Origin of the sequence: Companilactobacillus kedongensis, from assembly GCF_003946625.1 — a bacterium.
In the GTDB taxonomy this organism is placed as follows: Bacteria; Bacillota; Bacilli; order Lactobacillales; family Lactobacillaceae; genus Companilactobacillus; species Companilactobacillus kedongensis.
In genome coordinates this window covers 40,459-59,786 of the sequence record NZ_RHOR01000004.1, presented here as the reverse complement: position 1 = coordinate 59,786, position 19,328 = coordinate 40,459, and the positions used below count along the sequence as shown (strand labels likewise).

General features: G+C 35.8%; 21 protein-coding genes and 1 other annotated feature. Of the genes, 4 read left to right on the top strand and 17 right to left on the bottom strand.

Annotated features, from left to right (window positions below; all coding sequences use genetic code 11):
* Position 1 precedes the first annotated feature (1 nt).
* The 10 genes from EKM60_RS03875 to EKM60_RS03830 form a co-directional block, all read right to left on the bottom strand.
* Entirely contained in the window at positions 2-664 is a 663-nt protein-coding gene (locus EKM60_RS03875; protein WP_125712636.1) for a septum site-determining protein MinC, read from the bottom strand.
* A complete protein-coding gene (gene mreD / locus EKM60_RS03870; RefSeq protein ID WP_125712634.1) occupies positions 664-1,203 on the bottom strand; it encodes a rod shape-determining protein MreD in 540 nt (179 codons plus the stop codon). The genes EKM60_RS03875 and mreD overlap by 1 nt, the downstream gene beginning before the upstream one ends.
* The gene (gene mreC, locus EKM60_RS03865) at positions 1,203-2,063 is read right to left on the bottom strand and encodes a rod shape-determining protein MreC (protein WP_125712632.1); all 861 of its coding nucleotides are present in this window, start codon (positions 2,061-2,063) and stop codon (positions 1,203-1,205) included. Before mreC ends, mreD begins: the two co-directional genes overlap by 1 nt.
* Before the next feature lie 45 nt (positions 2,064-2,108).
* Entirely contained in the window at positions 2,109-3,110 is a 1,002-nt protein-coding gene (locus EKM60_RS03860) for a rod shape-determining protein (RefSeq protein WP_057765642.1), read from the bottom strand.
* Positions 3,111-3,204: 94 nt separating this feature from the next.
* Complete coding sequence (gene radC, locus EKM60_RS03855; RefSeq protein WP_125712630.1) at positions 3,205-3,840, bottom strand: RadC family protein; 636 nt, start codon at positions 3,838-3,840, stop codon at positions 3,205-3,207.
* 11 nt (positions 3,841-3,851) lie between these two features.
* Complete coding sequence (locus EKM60_RS03850; RefSeq protein WP_225426991.1) at positions 3,852-5,114, bottom strand: bifunctional folylpolyglutamate synthase/dihydrofolate synthase; 1,263 nt, start codon at positions 5,112-5,114, stop codon at positions 3,852-3,854.
* A 130-nt stretch (positions 5,115-5,244) separates the two neighbouring features.
* Positions 5,245-7,893 (bottom strand): valine--tRNA ligase, encoded by a 2,649-nt coding sequence (locus EKM60_RS03845; protein ID WP_125712626.1) that lies wholly within the window; start codon positions 7,891-7,893, stop codon positions 5,245-5,247.
* Between the two features lie 37 nt (positions 7,894-7,930).
* Positions 7,931-8,118, bottom strand: a binding site (T-box leader).
* A gap of 39 nt (positions 8,119-8,157) precedes the next feature.
* On the bottom strand, positions 8,158-9,375 hold the full coding sequence (gene thiI / locus EKM60_RS03840; protein ID WP_125712624.1) for a tRNA uracil 4-sulfurtransferase ThiI: 1,218 nt from the start codon (positions 9,373-9,375) through the stop codon (positions 8,158-8,160).
* Between the two features lie 23 nt (positions 9,376-9,398).
* A complete protein-coding gene (locus EKM60_RS03835; protein WP_125712622.1) occupies positions 9,399-10,544 on the bottom strand; it encodes a cysteine desulfurase family protein in 1,146 nt (381 codons plus the stop codon).
* A gap of 74 nt (positions 10,545-10,618) precedes the next feature.
* A complete protein-coding gene (locus tag EKM60_RS03830) occupies positions 10,619-12,307 on the bottom strand; it encodes a septation ring formation regulator EzrA (RefSeq protein WP_125712620.1) in 1,689 nt (562 codons plus the stop codon).
* A 310-nt stretch (positions 12,308-12,617) separates the two neighbouring features.
* Between EKM60_RS03830 and rpsD the strand changes: the two genes are divergently transcribed.
* Positions 12,618-13,226 (top strand): 30S ribosomal protein S4, encoded by a 609-nt coding sequence (gene rpsD / locus EKM60_RS03825; RefSeq protein WP_125712618.1) that lies wholly within the window; start codon positions 12,618-12,620, stop codon positions 13,224-13,226.
* A gap of 55 nt (positions 13,227-13,281) precedes the next feature.
* On the opposite strand, the gene EKM60_RS03820 is transcribed toward rpsD, so the two are convergent.
* Positions 13,282-13,884: a DUF1054 family protein gene (locus tag EKM60_RS03820; protein WP_125712616.1), complete on the bottom strand. Its 603-nt coding sequence runs from the start codon at positions 13,882-13,884 to the stop codon at positions 13,282-13,284.
* A 51-nt stretch (positions 13,885-13,935) separates the two neighbouring features.
* Between EKM60_RS03820 and EKM60_RS03815 the strand changes: the two genes are divergently transcribed.
* The 3 genes from EKM60_RS03815 to EKM60_RS03805 all read left to right on the top strand — a co-directional run bounded on the left by EKM60_RS03815 (position 13,936) and on the right by EKM60_RS03805 (position 16,066).
* Positions 13,936-15,240 (top strand): replication-associated recombination protein A, encoded by a 1,305-nt coding sequence (locus EKM60_RS03815; protein ID WP_125712614.1) that lies wholly within the window; start codon positions 13,936-13,938, stop codon positions 15,238-15,240.
* Positions 15,230-15,511, top strand: coding sequence for a hypothetical protein (locus EKM60_RS03810; RefSeq protein ID WP_125712613.1), 282 nt, complete (start codon positions 15,230-15,232; stop codon positions 15,509-15,511). The genes EKM60_RS03815 and EKM60_RS03810 overlap by 11 nt, the downstream gene beginning before the upstream one ends.
* 78 nt (positions 15,512-15,589) lie before the next feature.
* Positions 15,590-16,066, top strand: a complete 477-nt coding sequence (locus tag EKM60_RS03805) for a universal stress protein (protein ID WP_164508309.1) — start codon at positions 15,590-15,592, stop codon at positions 16,064-16,066.
* Between the two features lie 65 nt (positions 16,067-16,131).
* Here the strand turns inward: EKM60_RS03805 and EKM60_RS03800 are convergent, their stop codons facing one another.
* From EKM60_RS03800 to EKM60_RS03775, 6 genes are all read right to left on the bottom strand, one after another.
* Positions 16,132-16,995: a helix-turn-helix transcriptional regulator gene (locus EKM60_RS03800; RefSeq protein WP_125712609.1), complete on the bottom strand. Its 864-nt coding sequence runs from the start codon at positions 16,993-16,995 to the stop codon at positions 16,132-16,134.
* A gap of 101 nt (positions 16,996-17,096) precedes the next feature.
* Positions 17,097-17,390 (bottom strand): glycine cleavage system protein H, encoded by a 294-nt coding sequence (locus EKM60_RS03795; RefSeq protein ID WP_125712607.1) that lies wholly within the window; start codon positions 17,388-17,390, stop codon positions 17,097-17,099.
* 10 nt (positions 17,391-17,400) lie between these two features.
* Positions 17,401-18,603, bottom strand: a complete 1,203-nt coding sequence (locus tag EKM60_RS03790) for an FtsW/RodA/SpoVE family cell cycle protein (protein WP_125712605.1) — start codon at positions 18,601-18,603, stop codon at positions 17,401-17,403.
* Between the two features lie 11 nt (positions 18,604-18,614).
* Positions 18,615-18,836, bottom strand: a complete 222-nt coding sequence (locus EKM60_RS03785; RefSeq protein ID WP_125712602.1) for a DUF2969 family protein — start codon at positions 18,834-18,836, stop codon at positions 18,615-18,617.
* Between the two features lie 9 nt (positions 18,837-18,845).
* The gene (gene yidD, locus EKM60_RS03780) at positions 18,846-19,136 is read right to left on the bottom strand and encodes a membrane protein insertion efficiency factor YidD (RefSeq protein WP_125712600.1); all 291 of its coding nucleotides are present in this window, start codon (positions 19,134-19,136) and stop codon (positions 18,846-18,848) included.
* A gap of 4 nt (positions 19,137-19,140) precedes the next feature.
* On the bottom strand, positions 19,141-19,323 hold the full coding sequence (locus tag EKM60_RS03775) for a DNA-directed RNA polymerase subunit beta (RefSeq protein ID WP_125712599.1): 183 nt from the start codon (positions 19,321-19,323) through the stop codon (positions 19,141-19,143).
* Between the last annotated feature and the right edge of the window lie 5 nt (positions 19,324-19,328).

Sequence of the window (19,328 nt, the reverse complement as noted above, 5' to 3'; positions counted from 1 at the left end):
ATTATACCGTCCTCTTTCTTGAGTCTTTTATTATTTCGCGATAATTTTGTATATCTTCAACGTTGATCGTATGAAGATCATCCAAATAAGCAAAACTATTATTTTTAAATTTATCAGCATTGTCTTCAGTTGCAATCTCGATCACATCAGCAATTCTCAATTGAGCTGCCCCAGTTAAATTACCACAAATAGCAACACCGGTATTATCTGGAAATCCCGCTTGAACTACACCATGGACATCTCCAATAATAAATACCGAACCAGTGGCACTGATGTGTGCACCTTCATGCAAAGTACCTAGGAAAAGCAGATCACCATCGTATTCAAGCTTTTGACCACTACGAACGATTCCTGCTTCAATATTCATCTGACTATCTTTGATCAACTTTTCAATTGAAGATTTAGCTTCAACTTCAGAATCAATGCTTTTAATTTCAATTTCAGGATATTCTGCAAACGAGGTTTTCAGTTCTTTGACTTGTTCATCAGTCAAGAGACGATTGCCTGTTTTGATAGTAACTTGAATAACTTCTTCTTCAGAAGATCCAACATTTTGATTAGCAATTAATTTTTTTAGTTCTTTTAAAGAATTGCTAAAATCGCCCTGATCACTAATGATCATGACATAACCGTCTTTACTTCCTTTAAGAGTAACGTTATTCATTACTTATCCCTCCTGTATTTGACCAGCCAATCACTCAAATTAGCTAATGGAATATAAAGTATGAAAAACACGATCATATTCCACAACAAAGTGGGTCCCAAGGTAAATGTAATGAAATCCATTGTGTCCACTTTTGTCTGCTGTAACAGTCTTTCCAAGATATAAATTCCTGATTGCATGAAAGTCAAAGCTAGGAAATAAATTGAGATCTCATATCCCATATTGGCTTTAACAAATAAGAATTTATAGTGATCAACACCCACCATTGCTAATGGTAGTAAGACTGTATACAGCCCAATCATTCCAAAGTAATACGAATCATAGATCAATCCAAAGACTATCCCATATGTAATTAGCTGTCTACGATCACTAATTCTCATTGAGAGCATAACTAAAACCATTAGCATCAACTGAGGAATAAGCATAACTTCCCCAGTATTCATATTATTTAGAAAAGCCCATTTCATTAACCCATCCAAATAAAGTGCTAATAATACAAAAATGACTTGACCTGTAATCTTACGTGTCTTGACATCCATTACTCTTCACCACTCACCGATGATTTAATAACAGTTACAACTGTAAAGTTCCTCAACTCAGCTGCAGGGGTGATGTAGACGGAATTAGTCATTCCATAATTATCTTTCTTGATTGCACTAACTTTACCAATGTATAGTCCTCTAGGTGTAAGGCCACCTAAACCGGATGTAATAACCTTTTGACCCTTTTTAACATCCTTAGTTGAAGTAACATTTTCCATTACTAAGTCTCCGGAGTCACTATCATATTTACTTACGATACCAGTAACATTTTTATTATCGCTTTGAATTTCAGAAGCAAATTTGTCATTCAATTCATTATCAGTTGAAATAAGTTCAACTTTAGAACTGATCTTATTGACCTCAATAATACGACCGATCAATCCTTTTCCAGACATAACGGGCATATTTTTCTTCAACCCGCTTGTTTGTCCACGATTAATTGTTAAGTAGCTTTGCCAGCTGCTAGGAGAGCGCGACAATACGGATGCATTGACAAAAGTGTAATCAGTCAACGTAGCATTTAGTTTTAACTCATCTTTTAATTTCTTATTCTCTTCTTGAACGACTTTCAACTTAGCTTGATTTTGAGCTAACTCGCCGATTTTAGACTTCAATCGACGGTTTTCAGTATATGTATTATACAAATCTGAAAATTCTGATGAAGCATTCTTCACAGCATTAGTGGGATAGGCAAATATACCTCCAACGATGCTAACAGTGTCATTACCTACCTGCTGTATAACAGGAGGAGTACTCTTTTTATCCTTAATATTGACCGACACAGCCAATAGTCCGAAGGTCACGATAATGATCAACATTAGAATAATTAACTTTTTATTTGAAAAAAACTTTTGCATTGCTTCCTCCTACTTGAACAAATAAAAAAAACGGGATTAACCCGCTTATTTTTGTCGACGCATTACATCGATATTTTTAAGAGACTCTCCAGTACCGATGGCTACACAATCTAGTGGGTCTTGAGCAATGAATACGGGTACTCCAGTTGCTTCAGAAATAACCTCTGGTAAATGATGTAATAAAGCACCACCACCAGTAAGTACGATACCATGATCAATTACATCCGCAGCAATTTCAGGAGAAGTTTCTTCAAGTGTTTCTTTGATAGTTTCAATGATTTCTTGAACATCTTCATGGATAGCTGTAGCTATGTCTTCACCAGTTAATTGAATTGTCTTTGGAAGACCTGTAACTAAATCTCTACCGCGAATTTGCATCGATTCAATTTCTTTGGCCTTCTCGATTGAAGCAGAACCAATTTGAATCTTAACGTCTTCAGCAGTTCTCTCACCAATTTGTAAGTTAAAGTTGGTTTTGATAAATGACGAAATAGACTCATCAAATTTATCTCCGGCCACTCTAATTGAACGTGATGAAACAATTCCGCCTAAGGAAATAGTAGCAACATCAGTAGTACCACCACCAATATCAACAACCATGTTACCAGTAGGATCCATAACAGGAAGACCAGCACCGATAGCTGCTGCAAATGGTTCTTCGATCACGTATGCTTCACGAGCTCCAGCATGTTGTGTTGCTTCAATAACAGCACGTTTTTCCACTTCAGTAACTCCACTTGGAACACAAACCATAACTGATGGTTTTGAGTTGCCAGCTGTTTTTTCAATGAAATATTTCATCATAGCTGCAGTTGTATCATAATCAGCAATAACTCCGTCACGCATAGGACGAATAGCTGAAATACTTCCGGGTGTACGACCAATCATTTCACGGGCATCGGAACCAACGGCAACGATTTCTCCAGTGTTGTTATTCTTTGCTACAACTGATGGTTCATTAAGGGCAATTCCCTTACCTTCTACATAGACAAGTGTATTAGCAGTACCTAAGTCTATACCAAGTTTCTTTGATCCAATACCAAACAATTTATATTCTCTCCTTTAAAGTACACACCACATTTTACGCTAAACAAAATTATATCATACAAAAGGCCAATTTAAAGTAGCACAGTAACTTAAACTAAATTAAATTAGACGACTTCATACTGAGATATGAATTTCTAGTTATAATCAAATGATCAACTAGACCAATACCAATTAATTGGCAACATTCTTGCAATCTTAAGGAAAAATCCTGATCATTTTTCGATGGCTTTAAATTACCACTTGGGTGATTATGTGCGATCACTACCCGCCGAGCCGAGATACTTAATGCATCTCGCATAATATCTCTCGGATGGACAGTTGCCGAATCAATCGTACCAATAAACACGATTCTTTCCATAATAATATGATTACTATTATCTAGATATACTGCGATTAATTTTTCTTGTGGTGAGCTTCCTATTTTTTTTATTAAGTGTTTCCCTAATATCGATAATTCCATTATCCGATCGGGTAACTTATCAGCTTTCAATTTACGATCGCCTAATTCTAAAGCAGCTAATACCTTGCAGGCTTGGGCAATGCCAACTCCTTTATTTTTCATCAACTGGTTTAAATTTAATTGAAGGTCTTCTGACTGCGACAAAATTCCTCTAGCTAATTCAAGAACGTTTTGTCCTTTAATACCATTGCCTAAGATCACAGCAATTAGTTCTTCGGTTTTTAAAGATTTGATTCCGTGACTTGAAATTTTTTCTCTTAATTTTATCATTGTAACCTAAATTACGAGAATAATTTCTCTAAATCAGAAACTAAGTAAAATGATCCGGTGACTAGTAAGATTTGCCGATTAGTCAAACCATTTTTTAATTCTTTTAACTTACTTTGATAGTCTCGAACAAAAGTTACATTATCATATGCTGAAAAATCATAATCAGTTACATCTGCTGAACGAGTCATTTCCAAAGTAGTTACATAAACTTGTTGTACATTTTTTGATAAATAATCTAAAATATCTTTTCGATCTTTGTCACGCATTCCAGCATACACTATAATTATATCTTTATTTGGCCAATTTGATATTAAAGAATTGATTAAATTGTGAATTGCTGAAAAATTATGCGATCCATCAAGGATCATCAACGGATCATTTTGAACAATTTGCATTCTTCCTAGGATCAAATGTGTTTCAGGACTACTTTTGATCAATTGAAGATCAATTTTTTCGTGATGGATCGTCTGATAAATTATAAAGGCCCGAATAGCAATGGCAATATTCATTGCAGTTGTTTTCTCAAATCCATGACATTCAATTTTCTTTATGGTCGTTCTGTCATCCAAGTAATCAAAGCGGCTGACACTACCATCAACCAAAAATCCATTGATTTTAAAATTATGGTCAAACTCAGACAAAAAGCTATCCTGTGATTTTGCCTTTTCTACTATAATATTGCGAATCTCTGGTTGCAAATACCCAGTTACGATCGGTTTGTTCTTTTTTATAATCCCTGATTTTTCTTTGGCGATATCTTGAATTGTTGGACCAATAATCTGTTCATGGTCCAAATCGATCGAAGTTATGATTGAAAGGTCAGGTATGATCACATTAGTTTTATCATGTTCAGCCCCAATGCCAACCTCAATAATAGCAACATCAACCTTTTTTTGAAAGTAGGCGAATCCCAAAATAGTAACAAATTCAAATTCGGTTAAATCAATCGCATCGGTAACTTTCCGAACACGACCCACCAACTCAACCAATTCATCATCACTGATCATTTGATGATTGATCTGAATTCGTTCATTAAATTTAGTGATAAAGGGAGAAGTAAACATCCCCACACGTTTCCCAGTTGCTTCTAAAAGATTTGCCAAATAATTACAAGTACTTCCCTTGCCGTTAGTCCCTGTCACATGAATAGTTGAATAACTATTTTGAGGATCACCTAGCTGTTTTAGCGCTTGTTTGATATTTTTAAGGCTATCCGTTCGATGAAATTTAGAAAAAGTATGGATATAATCAATCGTTTCTTGATAATTTAACACGAGATAAATCCCCCTAATATAATGAAAAAGTCGTCATTTGCTTAAGGCAAACAACGACTTTTTTTGTAGTCAAATAGAGATTGACTGCAAACTAACGATTCGTTAATTTGTCACATTCCCCATTATAAGACTATTTATTAGCTTTTAGTTGATCAATTCTTTGACTGATCTTAGCTTGACGTGATTGATAGTCAGCTAGTTTATCTTTTTGTTCATCAACAACCTTTTCAGGTGCTTTCTTAACAAAATTATCATTTGAAAGTTTCTTATTCAAACGAGTGATTTCTTTGTCCATCTTAGTCATTTCTTCTTCTTGACGGGCGATCTCTTCATCAAGGTCGATCAATTCTGCTAGCGGAATATAAACTTCAGTTCCATTTGTAACAGCAGTCATGGCCAAAGCTGGAGCTTTTAGATTTGTGTCGATTTGTAGTTCCTTAGGATGTGCAAAACGATCAACATAGTCTTTGTTATTTAGAATAACTTCTTTAACGGCTTCATCTTGAGGTTTGATCAAAATATCAATTGCCTTTGAAAGTGGTGCATTAGCTTCAAGACGGATCTTTCTAACTGATTTGATCAAGTCGATCAAGATATCCATGTCGTCCATTGCTTTCTCATTCTTAAACTCATCATGATTTTCTGGATAAGATGACAATGAGATTGACTTACCGTTATGTGGCATTGATAGCCAAATCTTTTCAGTAACAAATGGCATGATTGGGTGCATTAACTTCAAGATCTTGTCCAAAACATAAGTTAAGAGCATTCTCTTTTGATCCTTGGCATCCCCATCTTCGCCAGTTAATGTTGCCTTACTCATTTCAATATACCAGTCACAGAAATCATTCCAAATAAAGTTATATAGATTACGTCCAACTTCACCAAATTCAAATTTATCCATCAAACGGTTAACTTCATTAACTGTTTGATTCAACTTAGCCAAGATCCACTTATCTGAAAGGTCATAGTTAGTTACCTTAGATAGATCGTCCATTGCTGGTGTGTTTTCATCAAGATTCATAATAACAAAACGACTGGCATTCCAAATCTTATTGATAAAGTTCCAAGCTGAATCCATCTTATCATAACTGAATCGTGTATCTTGTCCAGGTGTTGAGCCATTCATCAAGAACCAACGCAAAGCATCAGCTCCATATTTTTCAATAACATCCATTGGATCGATACCATTACCAAGTGACTTACTCATCTTGCGTCCTTGTTCATCACGGATCAAACCATGAATAACAACGTGTTCAAATGGACGTTTCTCAGTAAATTTCAAACTAGTGAAGATCATTCTTGAGACCCAGAAGAAGATGATATCGTAGCCTGTAACCAAAGTATCGGTTGGGAAGTAACGTTTGTAGTCATCACTATCTGTATCTGGCCAACCCATAGTTGAAAATGGCCATAGAGCACTTGAGAACCATGTATCAAGAACATCACTTTCTTGAGTCCAGTTTTCAATATCTTTAGGTGCTTCTTCACCAACGTACATTTTACCCGTTTCGTTATTATACCAAGCGGGAATTTGATGTCCCCACCATAATTGTCTAGAAATTACCCAATCATGAACGTTATCCATCCATTGTGTAAAGGTATCTTCAAAACGATCAGGAACAAAGTTTACCTTAGAATCAGTCTTTTGATTCTTCAAGGCCATCTCTGCTAATGGCTTCATCTTAACAAACCATTGCGTTGATAAACGTGGTTCTACTTGCACACCAGAACGTTCTGAATGTCCAACACTGTGCACAATTGGTTCAACATTTAACATATAACCTTGATCTTGTAGATCCTTAACGATAGCTTTACGAGCCTCAAAACGGTCCATACCTTTATATTTACCAGCATTTTCGTTCATTGTTCCGTCAGCATTCATAGTATTGATTCTCTCAAGGTCATGACGATTACCGACAGCAAAGTCATTAGGGTCATGGGCTGGTGTGATCTTAACCATACCAGTACCAAATTCCTTATCAACATAATGGTCAGTAATAATTGGTGCTTTACGGTCAACTAATGGCACGATAACTTCTTTACCAACGATATCAGTGTAACGTTCGTCACTTGGATTGACGGCAATAGCAACATCACCAAACATTGTTTCTGGACGCGTTGTAGCAATTTCAATATATCCGGAACCATCAGCATATGGATACTTAACATGATAGAAAGCGCCTTGATCATCTTTGTGGATAACTTCAATATCTGACAAAGCTGTTTGTAGTTGTGGATCCCAGTTAATGATATATTCACCACGATAGATCAAACCTTCGTTATATAACTTAACGAAAACCTTACGTACAGCCTTTGATAAACCTTCATCAAGAGTGAATCGTTCACGGTCATAATCGAGTGATAGACCTAACTTACCCCATTGTGACTTAATGATTGAAGCAAACTCATCTTTCCATTTCCAAACTTCATCAACAAACTTCTCACGTCCAAGGTCATATCTAGAAATACCTTGTTCACGTAATTTAGCTTCAACCTTAGCCTGAGTGGCAATTCCGGCATGATCCATACCTGGAAGATACAAAGTATCATAGCCTTGCATACGTTTGTAACGAATCAAAGTATCTTGAATTGTTGTATCCCAAGCATGTCCTAAATGTAATTTACCAGTAACATTTGGTGGTGGGATAACGATTGAATAAGGCTTAGCCTTCTTATCGCCAGAAGGTTTGAAGTCACCTTCATCAAGCCATGTTTGATAACGGCCCTCTTCGACTTCTTTGGGGTTATATTTAGTATCCATGTCGATTTCTCTCATAAAAATTCCTCCATAAAATAAAAAAAGCACCCGTCCTGAATAGGACGAATGCTCGCGGTACCACCTAAATTAAGAGTCATAGACTCTTCTCTCAACAGATAACGGTGGCCCGATCATTTTTTTGATAGCTCACAGGTAACAACTAATAAACTTGAATAAGTACTTTTCAGCTAACGTACTCTCTCTAAAATCTTATTTACTAATACTCCTGATCAAAGCTGTTGATTATGATGATAAAACATTATTTAAAAAACGTCAATTGCTTTAAAGCAAGCTGTTGATATTTTCTTGATTACTTTCCATAAAATGATCACCATGCTCGATAGTCGTAATTTTAACTCCGGCAAGTGATCTCTCAATTAGACCATCAATATCTAAGCCACTTTCAAACTTACGTGTTTTTTCAACATTAGGTCTTGTTTTAGGACTTGGTGGAGCAAAAACTGTACAGCAGTCTTCGAATGGTTGAATTGAAAGATTGAACGTATCGATTTTTTCAGCGATACGAATAATCTCGGTCTTATCCATTGTAGCCACTGGACGTAAAATTGGTGTCGTCGTCACATCATTAATTGCCAACATACTTTCCAAAGTTTGTGAGGCAACTTGTCCAACTGCTTCACCATTAAAAATAGCTAGAGCATTTTCTTTTTCACGCAATAAATCAGTTAATCTAAGCATGAAACGACGTTGAATCGTCATTAAATATCCTTCAGGTACAGAAGCCTTGATCGTCTCTTGAATTTCAGCAAATGGTACTTCGATGAATTTGATATTGCCACCAAAGGCTGTCAACTTGCTAGTCAATTCCTTAGCTTTATTCAAAGCTTGTTCTGATGTATATGGTGGACTGAAAAAGTGAACCATTTCAATATCAACACCACGTTTTAGAGCAAAATATCCAGCAACAGGTGAATCAATCCCACCCGAAAGCATCAACATAGCTTTTCCAGCAGTTCCAACTGGCAAACCACCAGCACCTTTGATAGTTAAGTATGACAAGTAAATACCATCTTGTCGAACTTCAACCGAGATCTTAATATCCGGACGTTTCATTTCAACATCAATACCAGGAAATTCATCACAAATAGCATCCCCAAGTTGAAGGTTAATTTGGTTAGTATCCAAGTAGTAAGTATGATCTGAACGCTTAGTACCAACCTTAAAACTCATGCCTGGTTTGTATGCTTCATGCATCATTTCGATAGCTTTTTTCTTAACATCTTCAAAATCTTTTGAAACTTCAACACTCAATGAAAAAGTTTGAATACCAAAAACATTCTTTAACTTTTCCATAACTGGTTTAGCATCAACACCGTTCAATTCAATATGCAAACGGTCGCGATGTGGTCTCATTCTTAAATCAGGGTAATCTTTTAAAACTCGGGCAACATTACCGTGTAAACGGTCAATAAAACTTTTGCGGTTCTTACCCTTTGTCGAAAGTTCGCCGTAACGAACCATAATTTCAGTATATTCCATTAAATTCTCCTAGTTTTTGATACTTAGTTTAAAATTTGGAAATGCTCATGAATTTGATCCAAATTAGTAATAAATTCTTTCATCTCAGCTTCTGTATTATTCTCATCCAAGCTGACACGAACAGCGCTAGTAGCAACCTTTTCAGGTGTACTCATAGCTTTTAAGGTACTAGACTCCAAGCCCTTCTTCGAAGAACAAGCACTTGTAGTAGAAATATAGATGTCGCGATCCTCAAAAGTATGAACGACCGTTTCACCACGCACTCCATCAATCGTAAAGCAAATGATGTGTGGAGCAAAATCATCAGTTAGTTTTGAGAAAACATGCGTGTTAGGAAGACTTTGGATATGTTCGATCAATTCAGTCTTCAATTTTAACATCTTTTTTGCTTTTTGGGCTTCATTATCTTTTAGTAGACGTAAGGCCTTAGCCATAGCAGCTATTGCAGGTGTATTTTCAGTACCACTTCTAAGATTCTTTTCTTGACCGCCACCAGCCATAAGTGGTTCCAATTGTTTACCAGACTTCATGTAGATAAAGCCGATACCACGAGGAGCATGGAATTTATGTCCTGAGAAAGTATAGAAATCTACACGTGGATCCATAAATTTATCATCAATATTTTTACCAATAGCTTGTGTACCGTCAACGTGATAACTGATATTAGGATAATCGTCCAAAACACGAGCAATTTCATGGATCGGTTGAATCGAACCAATTTCATTATTTACAGCCATTGTTGAAACAAGGATCGTATCATCTCTAATAGCGTCTTTTAAATCTTGGGCACTAACATGACCAGTCTTATCAACTGGTAAATATGTAACATCATATCCAAGTTCTTCCAGTTGATGCATCGAATTCATTACTGAAGGATGCTCGATCGACGTTGTAATAATATGTTTACCAAATTCACGTTTTTTAAAAGCAGTTCCCTTGATGATCCAATTGTTACCTTCTGTACCACCACTTGTGAAAACCACCTCATAAGGTTTAAAACCCATTAGTTGAGCTATTTGTTTACGAGAAGTTTCTAGTAACTCATAAGCTTTCAAACCTAATTTATGCAAACTAGATGGATTACCAAAGTAATTCAAGCTAGCTGCATTATATGTTTGAAGCACTGATTCCTCAATTTTTGTTGTTGCACTGTTATCAAAATAAATCATATTTTTTCCCACCAAAACAAAAAGGCCCGTAGGCCTATATTTTTATCTCTTATACGATACATCAAAACAATTAATTATGCATTAATTGTCTCTCTAATTCTTTCGACTGAACCAGGTTCAACTCGTTCAAGTTCCCCGCTAATGATCTCGACTGACTTATTGTAATCGTAATCATTATCAAAAGCAGCTCTCGAACGTTCTAGTTGATCCTTTAATTCGCCGTCACTACCTGCATATCTATTAGCATATTGGATCAACTTTTCAGCTAAGCTAACTTGTTGCTTTAATTCAGTAGTTTTTTGAACCAAATTCTCTAAATCTTCTTGAGCAACGATCACTTGCTTACTAATATCTTCCATATTAATCTGTTCTGAATTCAACTCATCATATAATTTATTGATTTCGTCGTAGACCATGTAGAAGTAGTCCAAATAATAATCAGGTAATCCATTTAATCTTAATTGTTCAACAATTTTCTTTTGAATTTCTAATCGTTTAGCATATTGATCGACACTATTAACAGCAATTTTTTCACTCGAAACCATCTGGTTCAAGCTGTCATTGATCGATTTTTCTTCTTCTTCAATACGATCAAGTTTTTCGATTATCTCTTTAAAGGTAGCTTCGGCCTTAGAGTAGATGATCTTTTTATCCGCAATATCTTGCACATCTTGATCGTAACCTTCGCGTAAACTGGTCAAAGACTTTCTATTATCTTCCACAGAAGTTCTATCACTCTTTTTAAGAACATAGTGTTCTTCAAGTTCTTGCATACGATGTTCCAACTTATTATGTTGATAATTTGAGTGGTTAATATAGTCCAAAACTGGTTTTTGCTGTTTAAGGACACTTTGCTTAGACTCCACTTCGACTGTAAGAATATCATAAAGATTTTCAATATCAGACTTGATAGTATCATTTAAACTACTTGTCTCATCAAAGTTCAATTCACCTAAAGCATTGTCAGACTTGATCATATTCTCTTGAACACCATTGATCAATTCAGCAATATTGTCACCAAATTGAAACTGTTGATTCAATAATTTTTGATATACATCATTGATTTCTTCAACTTGTCCAGGAAAAACCTCATTTAACTCATGATGTAATGGCTCGATCACCTTAAGTTGATCAGTGATCAAGGCAATCTTGACTCTGGCATCATCCAAATACTGACTGGCTTCCAAATGATCACCACTTTTAGTAGAAGATTCTTCATCATCTAATAAAGTAGCAACTTCAGAAAGCTCATCCTCAAGATTATCAGCCGCTGATCCATAATCAAATGACTGTGTAAGAACCTTTTTACGTAATAACTGATAACCCTTATGTAACTCATCACGTCTCAAAGCATTTTGTTCATCACTATTCGACAAGTTATCTAATGAAGTTTCTAGATTTGAAAATTCTGCTTCAACATCAGAAATCTCAGTTCCAATAGTCTTTAACAGCTTATTAGCTCCGAAAATCTTAAACTGTGTATTCCGGTATTCTGCTTTACGCATGTCAGCTGAAATATTAGGAACGACCTCATTTAATTGCTTTTGATATTCCTCTTTTACGCTGACAAACCGTTCGCTACTGGAACCAGTTAAATTCATATCTTCAATTTTTTTGATTTTATCCTTGAAACGATCTTCCATTAAAGCGGTTATATTATCCTTAAAACCGTTTAATACACCAGCATTCTTCTTTTGTAAGAACCACATGTACCATAGGAAAACCAGCACCAATAAGATAATTATAATAATAATTATAGACACATTTACACCCCTAATGATGTTACTTAACATTCATACTCAAAATTATAACAAACATTTATGATACTATTACCCATGACAAGGATTCATAATAAAGTTTTAAAGATTTACTTTGACATTGGTTATTTTTCACGTTACACTAGTCTTCGTGTAAAATATGCAGCAAAGAGTGGCAAGAACGTCAACAGTTAAAGGCTTTTAGTTTGATCAGTAACCTGCGGGCTGCACAGGGTGAAAGTTATAGCAATAACTGCACGAATGCTAAACTCTTGTTAATTATTTTACTCCATTACAATTTTGGAGGAATTTATTTATGTCTAGATATACAGGACCTCGTTGGAAATTATCTCGTAGATTGGGAATTTCCCTATCAGGATCAGGAAAAGAAATCGCACGTCGTAACTATGCTCCAGGTCAACATGGACCAAATAGTCGTCGTAAGATCTCAGAATACGGCCAACAATTAACAGAAAAGCAAAAATTACGTTTCATGTATGACGTTAACGAACGTCAATTCCGTAATCTTTTCTTACGCGCTGGTAAGCTTGAAGGTATCCACGGTGTTAACTTGATGATCCTTCTTGAAACAAGACTTGACAACGTTGTTTACAGATTAGGTTTAGCAAGTTCACGTCCACAAGCTCGTCAACTTGTAAACCACGGTCACATCACTGTTGATGGCAAACGTGTTGATATTCCATCATACGAAGTTAAGATTGGTCAAAAGATCAGCCTTCGTGAAAAGTCAAAGGACTTGGCTATCGTTAAAGAAAACCTTGAAAATGTTGTTGGACGCCCTGGCTTTGTTAGCTTCGATGACAACACATTGACAGGTTCTCTAGTACGTAACCCAGAACGTGACGAACTAGAACCAAATGTTGATGAATCTCTAATCGTTGAATACTACAACCAAATTCTTTAATATTTGTAATCAAACATCCACCTGGTGGGTGTTTTTTTTATAGTAAAAAAGCCGCCTAATTGGCGACTTTTTCATTTATTTCAACCATTAACTGACACAACTTCATAAATTTATCAAATAATAATTTATCAAAGTCACCTGATTCCACTATTTCTGAATCTCTTTTTAAAACAAAACCGATGACAAAATCACTCGATTTAACGGACATGTATTTCTTGACTGATTTAGTATATACCTCTTCAGCAGGAAATAATTCAGGCTGAGTATGATCATTCGATACTCCCCAACCTTCTTGAACGACTCTCGAACTTAATTTTTGTATAAGCGGATAATATTCAGGCCTTTTATTTATATCGGCCAACAAACTAAATGTTATAAAATACCGATCTGGCCACAAGCCCAATTCAACATGTGGCGTTTTCTTGTATCCACGTTTATTTTGATTAATGGCCAACCAAGTATCTGGAGGCGGATTTTTAGTTCGTCTTTGATGCTTAGCTATTTTCATATAAAATTTAGCTTGATATTTATCTTCCAGGGCAATCATCAATTGATCTCCAATTTCTTGAAACTTAGGATCAAGTTGTTGTCGGATCAAATTCAGACGACCTGATAAGGTATTATCATTGAAAACTTCAAAATCACTTTTCTTAAACATCATATTCTTCCTTTGTTGTAGAATATACATATTGATTATATAGGAGGTATTATGCAAAAACCACTAGCATATCGAATGCGACCGACTAATATTGATGAAATTGTCGGTCAACAACACCTAGTTGGTCCAAACAAGATCATTCGTAGAATGGTTGAAGCTAAAATGTTATCTTCAATGATTCTCTATGGACCACCTGGTATTGGTAAAACCAGTATTGCCAGTGCTATCGCTGGAAGTACCAAATACGCTTTTAGAAAACTAAACGCTGCTACTGATAGTAAAAAGGATTTACAGATCGTAGCTGAAGAAGCAAAGATGAGCGGTACAGTTGTTTTACTTTTAGATGAGATTCACCGACTTGATAAAACTAAACAAGATTTTCTACTGCCATTATTAGAAAGTGGATCAATAATTTTAATTGGTGCCACGACTGAAAATCCATACATCAATATAAGCCCTGCCATTCGCTCCAGAGTCCAAATATTTGAACTCCATCCATTGTCAGTCGATGACCTTAAAAAGGCCGTAGAGCGTGCACTACATGACAAAGAGAACGGTTTAGGCAAGTACAACGTTAAAATCGATGAACTAGCATTAAATACTTTAGTAGAATCAACTACTGGAGATCTACGAAGTATTTTAAATGGCTTAGAATTATCAGTACTTTCAACTAAAAAAGATGATCAAGGCGAAATTCACATTGAACTGCATGATATTGAAGAATCAATTCAAAAAAAGGCTATCTCGGCAGATAAAGATGGTGACAGTCATTACGATGTGATCTCAGCCTTTCAAAAGTCAATTCGTGGTAGTGATCCTAATGCTGCCCTACATTATTTAGCAAGATTACTTGAAGCTGGCGAATTGACGACTGCTATCAGACGACTACTAGTCTGTGCATACGAAGACATTGGTCTCGCTAATCCTCAAGCATGCTCACGAGCCGTACAGGCTGCACAGGTGGCACAAATGGTTGGCTTACCTGAAGCTAGGATACCGCTAGCAAATGCCGTGATCGACCTCTGCTTGTGTCCTAAATCTAATTCAGCCATGACTGCGATCGATGCCGCCATGGAAGATGTCAGATCTGGAAAAGCCAATTCTATCCCTGACGATTTGAAAGATGCACATTATAGTGGTGCTAAAAAGCTCGGTCATGGTGTAGGATATAAATATCCTCATAATTATCCAAATGACTGGGTAAAACAACAATATCTTCCTAACAACCTAGTCAACTCAACATACTATGAACCTAAAAACACTGGTAAGTATGAACAAGCATTAAATATGCGTTTGGATCAATTAAACGTTTGGAAGAAAAAAACAAATTGGAGTAATACAGAACATGGTAATTAAGATTCTAATGGCACTATTTATTTTATTCTTGCTAGCTCTTTCCTATAACTTATGGTATCACAGTGACAAAAAATTCTTGATATACTCACCTGATGAAAACACAACTTTGAAATCAGCAATGAGAATTACATCAGTTATTTTAGTTGTCATATCTGTTGTAGGCGTTATCATATTACTAGTAGGTGGTGAGAAAGCAAACTTCATCACCCTACTCTTAGGTAGTTTGACTGCAGCCGTCTTTTCAATTTATTTAGCAAATATCAACAGATAGCTGTATTTATTTTTCATAATAAACTAAAATATAGATATAGGTATAATATTTATACCAATACAATAACGGGGTGATATTATGTTACAACAATACAAAAACATTCTCGTACCAATCGATGGATCATTTGAAGCTGAATTAGCTTTCAAGAAGGCTGTCGAAGTTGCCAAAAGAAACAATGCTGCCGTACATTTGCTACACGTAATTGATACACGTGCCTTCCAAAATGTTTCCAGCTTTGATTCAACAATGGTTGAACAAATTACAGAAAAGGCTAAAGAAACTGTTAAGGGTTATGTTGAGACAGCCAAAGATGCTGGTTTAACAGAAATTGACTACAGCATCGAGTATGGCGCCCCTAAAGCAATCATTGCCAACGACTTCCCTAAGAAATTAGGAATCGATTTAGTTATGATCGGAGCAACCGGTTTAAACGCAATGGAAAGATTACTGATCGGTTCAGTTACTGAATATGTAACAAGAACAGCCGCATGTGATGTGCTAGTTGTTAGAACTGATTTGGACAACAATCCACTAAAGAACCCTAAGAAAAAATAATTTATCACATCAAAAAAGTGAGCCGGATTTTTAATCCAGCTCACTTTTTTATTTGAAATTAATAATTAATTGTTAAAGATGTTTAGATTCATATCTTTGATTTTTGCTTTTAACTTATCAAAAATATTCTTGTTATCAATAATACTGGAGATCACATAGGCCTTAATGTAATCTTCATCAGCTTTTTTGCCTTCACGTGTACCTGCTTCAGCTAAAGAACAGTACATTGCATCTAGTTTAAACAAAGATTGTTCTTTTCTAGCAATATAGATACCTTCACTAGCATACTCTGCTGCTTTCTCACTATCACCCAGATTTAGAGAAAGTTCAGACATATTAGCGTAAATAGAAATACTATCGTGATAGTTTTCATCGCTGATCTTTTCTACACTAGCTTTGATCAATTCCTTAGCCTGTTCAAAGTATACCTTGGCTTCATCAGTTGATTTCTTATTAACGTAAGCCTTTGCGGTGTAGATATCGATTAAGATATCATACATGTCAACGTTTGCAATATTGACATTCATCGCACGATTGAAATCAAATATGGCCTTATCATAATTTCCACTCAACTCGTATTCCACTAAGCCGTTGAAAAAGTGAATCAATTTGATTTCCTGCTTGTTATTGATATTAATATTACTCAATTTGCTGAGCTTATCATCAATTGCTTGATAATCGTCAAAGTAAAATGATTTTTTAATATCACTGATGATCGAATAGATCTGACTATCGTCATTGACGATTACAAGGTTCATTGTGATACCCAGTCTTTCACAAATGCGAACCAAGATCTCCATACTTGGAATCTTATCTTTTTTCTCGATCAAACTTACTGTTGCCTGTGTGCATATGCCATCGGCCAGCTCAGATTGAGAAATACCTCTGAGCTTTCTGTAGTGGCGAATTTTTTCACCTAATATTTTCATTTTAAACTACCCCATTCATTTATTAATTTCAGGATAATTTAAACAGTTCTTAAAAAAAGTTGCAAGGAATAAGCAACAATAAATGTATTGGTTATAATTATTTAATTATTCACTTCAAAAAGCCAAGCATCTTCTTCAGAACCATTTAATAATTCGGGATTATCAGTCAACTTATCGTTAACCTTAACGATTTTACCGGCAATTGGTGACTGTAATTCGACGACAGCTTTTTGTGCTTCGACCTCACCAGTAGAGTCCCCGACCTTAATATCATGTCCTAAAATTGGCAAATCGACAAACTTTACTTTACCCAAAGCTTCTTGTCCGACCTTAGTCAAACCGACTCTGGTTGTCTCTTTTCCAGCTTTTGTCCATAAATATTTTTTTTCAGACATACTTTTCTACCTACCTTTGATTAAATGTACCATTTTCAAACATATAACTCTTATGATGGAATCTCATCGACATAATTAATCCTATACCAATCATATTACCTAAAAGTGCGGATCCACCTTGAGAAATAAATGGTAATGGAATACCTGTCAGTGGTAATAAACCGATACTCATACCAATGTTTTCGAAAACATGGAACAAGATCATCATAATAACACCTGTTGAAACATAGGCGTAGAATTCATTTTTAGTATCAAATGTCACTTGGATCATTTGGTAAATCAATAAGAAATACAAGAATATCAAGACACATGAACCAATAAATCCAAAGTTCTCTCCGACGACGGAGAAAATCATATCTGATTCACGAACTGGAACGTAAACATTCGAAACATTGAAACCCTTACCAAATAATTGTCCGGACCCAATAGCCTTCATATTCTGCCAGATCTGATACCCGTTTTCAGAAGTATCCTGTGAAGGGTTCAACCAACTGTCGATTCTAGCAAATTGATAGGCCCTAAAGCCTAAATGAGACAGTTGTGATCTTCCCCAGTCGGTAGTAGCAAACACCAAAGCGACACCACCAACAACAGCAACAACTAAGAAGGCCGTTCCAATGATTCGCCAATCGATACCTGAAACAAGGATGATGCCACCCAAAATGGCAATAAATACTAATAATGTACCCAAATCATTTTGTAGCTTTAGCAATACTAAAACTGGCAATGTCCAGAGGATCAACTTTCCTAATAGTGAAAAATCACTTTTCAATGTATGCTTTTGAAACTCGGTATTATGATTCGTTACGACTTTACTCAACATCAGTATATACGCGGGCTTCATTACCTCAGACGGCTGGAAAGTAAATGGTCCCAAAGCAAACCAACTCTTAGCACCCGTTTGAGCAAAGTAAGTTCTACTGTATAGCAGCAATACCAAAACCAGTAACGCTAATCCACCAAAATAGGCAATATTAGCGACTTGCCATAGCTGTTCAGCATCAAGCTGCATTATGACTACCACAATAACAGCTCCAATTGCATACCAGACCACCTGTGAAGCAACGTTCTTTAATGGATTCTGTGAATCCTGGATCGTCGCAACATAAATAGACATCAAGCCAATTATGGCCAACATCATAACCGAAAAGATGACTCCGTAATCAATTCTTGATTCTAAATCATTTTCTCTTTTATTATTTTTTATTTGCATTTTAACACCTATTAATGATTATGTAGATTATACTGCATCAACAATTCGTTTATTGCATCGTCAAGTTTAACTGACTTAAATGGGGTATCGTTACTTTCAACATATGATAGGTAACGTTCGCCCTCTTTTTTAATAGTACCAATGTACTTCTTACCATCCCAAAGTTCATAAACTTCAGGATCATCACTAATATCTTTTAAACTAATTTCAACTGCTTTCTTTTTTCTAGCCATTAAATCTTCCTATTCTTTACTATGAAATTTCTTAGCAATAATCTCATCTTCGTAGTCTTCAGGATGAGGATTGCGAAAAATGGTGAAATTATCCGGAACAGGATCCACTCCACCACGAACAAACGGGTTACAACGCAGAATACGTGCAACTCCCATAATAGTTCCTAAAATGGCACCATGCATTTTTACGGCGTCAATAAAGTAAGTGGAACACGTTGGATAATATCGGCAACTAGGTGGTAATACTGGTGATATAAATTTCTGATATATTCTGACAAGGCCAATCAATAGTTTCTTCACTGTGCTACCTTAAAAAGTCGAGCATATGCACCCAAGTTCCAGGCCACAATACGGCTAATGGGTTTGATCCGCCCAGTGCAGAACCAATTAACATACCAAGAATAAAGAAAACCAGAATTAGTAGAAGCACCCAACCTATTTTTCGAAAAATATCCTTACGATATTCTCTACCAAAATCTTTTTTCATTATTC